The following is a 4,274-nucleotide window of genomic DNA, read 5'->3' as shown; positions in this document are numbered from 1 at the left end:
TCCTGTTGGCCCTGTTGATCCTGTTGGCCCTGTTGGAAAAGTAAAAGGTGGAATAGGTGGTAATGTAGGACCAATCAAATTTGGATCTAATGCAGAAGCACTCAAATATTCGTCTGGTATAAGACCTTTCCATCTTTCTTCATTTAACATAATTCACCTCCAAATTTCATATCTTCAATCCCTTTTCATACGATATGAAAATCATCTCCATTTTAAAACTTTTATCCATTACATATAGTATATATGTCGATTAACATAGCACCACTTATCGGTAGCCAAAAGAGGCTTACTCTTTATCTATTTTTAGATAAAGAGTAAGCCTCTTTTCCAATATTAAATCCTAATTTATTTACCAAATAGACGACCCCAAAATGATTTCTTCTGTTCTGAAGCTGCTATTAGACGTTTGCTATCTTGTATTTCTCTTAATACTTGCATTAATTGAACATCTCTTTGTTCTTCTCTTATTATCCTTTGAGCATCAGTTTCCTGTAAAAGTTTACTTTGTTGATCCAATCTTTGAATTAACTCTAAATTAAGTTGTTCTAATCGTTCTATACGTTCTGATAATGCTTTTATCTGTTCTGAAGCTGCTACTCCATCTGTAGCAACAGTTGCTACCTCATTTCCTTCAACACTTGTCATTGCTAGATTTATAGCCTGTTCTAGTGTTACGTTCTTCTTGTTCATAGCTGTTACTAGCCGTTCTATAGTTGCTACATCCTTATGATAAAAAATTCTAGAATTATTACTACCGCGCTCGAAAGGATACCCAACTTCCTCCAGGGCAAGGCAATATTTACGCAAAGTACTTGAGCCAATCCCTAAGTTCTTGGCTACCTCAGATCCCCAATAAGTTTGAGCCATATTTTATCCTCCCTCTGCTCCAAGCTGTTCTCCAGTTGCTATATAGTCTTTTCCTTCTTTAAAAAGGTAACACCTTCTTTTTAAAATTTAAAGAAAAGTTTTCAATTGTTTTTTAAAATTAACAAAAGTTTATTTTTTCTCTATAAACACAGTTATAGATTTTATAATAAAGCTTGATTAATAACTAATTGTATTCCTATTTCCATGACTATAATCTTCTTCCATAGCCAATGCATCTGCTTTAGTAACATGAACGGTACCAAATGGATGATTTGGAGGGGCATATATCGAATAAAGCTTTAACGAAATATTACCTGTATTAGTTACATTATGCCATGTTCCAGCAGGTATCATTATTGCAAAATCATCATAGGCATTTCTTTTAAAATTTAAATTATCTTTACTCTTGCCCATTTGAACAATTCCCTGACCTTGCTCAATACGTAAAAGGAATATAGTACATTTTTCTCAATCCTTCACAATTTTATAAAATTATCCTATGCACTGGTTAAATCAATGTACTTAAACTCAAAGTGACTTTTGTAAAGAAAGATTTTTAGCCTAAAACACTTATTTCATTAAATGGACCTTTAACTTAACAATACAATTGAAGTTTAAAAATCAAAAGTAAAAAACTATATTAACAAAGTTTTTAATCAAACTTTGTTTTAAAATTATCAATCTTTTTTATACAAGATTTTATACAATTTTTTGTACTAATACAGAACATTCGTAAACCAGAAAAACCATAGTATCTCTACAATGTATAAAATCATGCATAGAATGATAAACAAGGAAAAAGCTAAATCCTTGTTATATCAGTGGATTTCGCTTTTTCCTTGCTACCGATAATGTGACGTTATGTTAATTAGAATTGTATAGATTATACATCATAGATATTTGTATTTTAAATTATATATTGTTATTATTTACTGGTTAATTTAGGAAAATACAGGAGGGAAACATGGATTTAATTAAAGAAGTGACTTTATTAAAATATCAATTTAGACTTATGCAAAGTATGATTCAATCAGATGAATTCCCATTTTATAACTTTGTTATAGATTGGGAACTTGAAGAAGAACAAGTAAAGGTTTTAACAAAAATTTTAATTGTATTTCATGATCGATTAACTAAAGAAGAAGTTTCGATTTTTGGACAAAATGATCATTTATTTTCTAAATTTAAACTTCCTTTAGATATGCTATACAGCTCCAAAAAACCTAATTTAGATGAGTTTAAAATATATATCACTAAGATCTTTTATCAAGAATTTGAATTGAAATACTTATTATTAAATTTAAAAAAACAATGTATTTTTGTGAATGTCTGTGATCATCTTTTAGAGCAATTACAAATTAGTAACAATATTTGATTTTGTGAATAGAAAGTCCCTTCAGTTAAGTGATTTAAAGAACTGTTGGTAATCTCTTAGATACATTGACTTCCGCTAACGAGCATTATGTAAATGAGCTGCCAATATGGACAGCTCATTATTTTTTTGTTTCCCTTTTGCTTTTTGGCTAGAGCGCTGGCTCGTCGTGTGGGGGCGAAACCCCACGTATTACGTATCTATTTTTGAATAAAGATTATTTTTGGACGAATGATCTAAGCGGTTCGGCTCGTATACTTGCTAGTCCAAGTCGAGAACCATTGCTTTGCTTTTTGTCTGTCGGCTTGGCGAAAAAAGCATATCGAGCCGAAAAAAGTTTTGCAAGGACAATATCAAAAAGAAAAGGCGTTAGCCTTTAAGTGAGAATTAACGAACTGACTTTTTGATATTGAGGGTGGAGATTTTTGAGTGGTTTTCTCAAAAATACAACCCGTTCCTTGCGGAACTTTTAGCCCTATATATAAGAGTGAGAAGAGAGAAGTGAAGAAAGCCAATAATAACAAGGGTTTGAGAGGGTTAGGGTGTTCGAAAATTCGAACACCTGTGTTCGAAAAAAGATACACCTAAAAAATGGAAAATGATAATAAAAAAAAGATGTCAATAACAAATGACATCTAAAATAAATAAATCGGTAAATTATGTTTTTTCTTATCTCCATCTACCTTGAAATTTCTAAGAGACTTCTTAAAAATCTTCATAGTGGCCTTATCTACTCCATCTTTAGGAGAACAACATAAAATATTAGGATTCACAAACCATGTACGAGAACTACAAATACGTCCATCTTCAGTTGTCATTCCTGATTCTGCAACTGCTAAAATTCCCTTTTCTAATAACCCATTCATTAAAACAGAAAGATTACTTCTACCTTTTCCTAACTTTCTTGCTAAGTAACTCGGTGTAGCTGCATCTGCATCTATTTCATCTGAATCTTCATCCGAACATTCAACTAAAATATTAGTTTTAAATTCTATGTATGGTATTAAATCAATTAAAAAAGCTTTTTCAGCATTTGTCAGATATCCAATTTTACATAAATAATTAATATTATCAGTAATTATCTGCACAAATCTCACCCGATCTGTAGGTTTTTTCTTTTTCCCTATAAAATACTCTTCCCCACCAGACATTTTACTTAACACTTGTAGCATAATAACTCTTTCTTCTTCAGAAAGTCCACCACTACCTTCAAGTTTTTCATAAATGCTATTGATCTTACTATCTCTTTCTTTTGCCTTTTTTTCAGCTTGTCCAAAATTAATAATTTTTTCCTTCATGTATTGTTGCCCCTCTCATATTATGGGCACAACGAAAACACCTTTATTTTCTATTTGACTATCAATCAAATTATGATAATCTATAAACAGATAATGAGTTTAGGTATTTTCGCTAAAATACCCTTTTAAAAGAGTCATGTTAGCCGCATGACTCTTTTTTTATTCTATCATGTTTTTAAAGTTTCCCTAATATATTTTTATCGTTCCATATCATATCCTCGCTGTTTATGAGTTTCCCTCTTATATTCCTGTTCAAAATAATTATTAGCTCCCATATTATCTAAATCATTTTTAACAATCCCTCTAAACGCCTTAAATTTCTCTTTAAAAACTTTCTTTGTTTGTACATACAAAACCCTTATATTCATCTGCAAACCCTTTATATGAGCTTTTAATGAGCTGATTTCTCTACTTAATACACCAATTTCTTTTTGCAACTTACTTTTTTCTTGTTTCAACGTTCGATTTTCTTTCATCCATCCCTCTGCATAGGCTTTTAAACTTTCATTCTCTTTCACAAAATCTGTTTCTCTCAAACGCTCATAATCCTTTTTGATAGTAACCGCTGCATTCACCTGTTTTGTAAATTCTTGATATTGTTCCGGTAATAATACATAATTTCTCGTCTGTTTCTTCGTAATTTCAGCTTTTCCAAACATTTTATCCTGTACTTCTACTACTACTTCTTTACGTAAAAATGGAATTTTAACAGGTTCATTTGGCACTTGATCTATAGC

General features: G+C 31.0%; 5 protein-coding genes and 1 pseudogene. 1 reads left to right on the top strand and 5 read right to left on the bottom strand.

Annotated features, from left to right (window positions below; genetic code table 11):
- From BM089_RS30110 to BM089_RS30100, 3 genes and pseudogenes are all read right to left on the bottom strand, one after another.
- Positions 1-150 (bottom strand): exosporium leader peptide-containing protein (locus BM089_RS30110; RefSeq protein WP_139213366.1); only part of this gene is annotated, 150 nt, incomplete at its 3' end.
- A 195-nt stretch (positions 151-345) separates the two neighbouring features.
- A complete protein-coding gene (locus BM089_RS30105) occupies positions 346-867 on the bottom strand; it encodes a DUF3967 domain-containing protein (protein ID WP_026565854.1) in 522 nt (173 codons plus the stop codon).
- A 177-nt stretch (positions 868-1,044) separates the two neighbouring features.
- Positions 1,045-1,314: pseudogene (locus tag BM089_RS30100) on the bottom strand (cupin domain-containing protein); the annotation flags it as partial.
- A gap of 517 nt (positions 1,315-1,831) precedes the next feature.
- On the opposite strand from BM089_RS30100, the gene BM089_RS30095 reads away from it, so the two are divergent.
- Positions 1,832-2,242 (top strand): DUF1878 family protein, encoded by a 411-nt coding sequence (locus tag BM089_RS30095; RefSeq protein WP_026565855.1) that lies wholly within the window; start codon positions 1,832-1,834, stop codon positions 2,240-2,242.
- A gap of 632 nt (positions 2,243-2,874) precedes the next feature.
- On the opposite strand, the gene BM089_RS30085 is transcribed toward BM089_RS30095, so the two are convergent.
- Positions 2,875-3,537: a MarR family transcriptional regulator gene (locus BM089_RS30085; RefSeq protein ID WP_026565856.1), complete on the bottom strand. Its 663-nt coding sequence runs from the start codon at positions 3,535-3,537 to the stop codon at positions 2,875-2,877.
- 197 nt (positions 3,538-3,734) lie between these two features.
- A partial coding sequence (locus tag BM089_RS30080; protein ID WP_139213365.1) for a hypothetical protein occupies positions 3,735-4,274 on the bottom strand: 540 nt, incomplete at its 5' end.

The sequence above is a fragment of the Bacillus sp. 5mfcol3.1 genome (genome assembly GCF_900114335.1).
GTDB classification, from domain to species: domain Bacteria; phylum Bacillota; class Bacilli; order Bacillales; family Bacillaceae_G; genus Bacillus_A; species Bacillus_A thuringiensis_S.
Note: the sequence above shows the minus strand (reverse complement) of the source record. Positions and strands in the feature narration are given on the sequence as shown.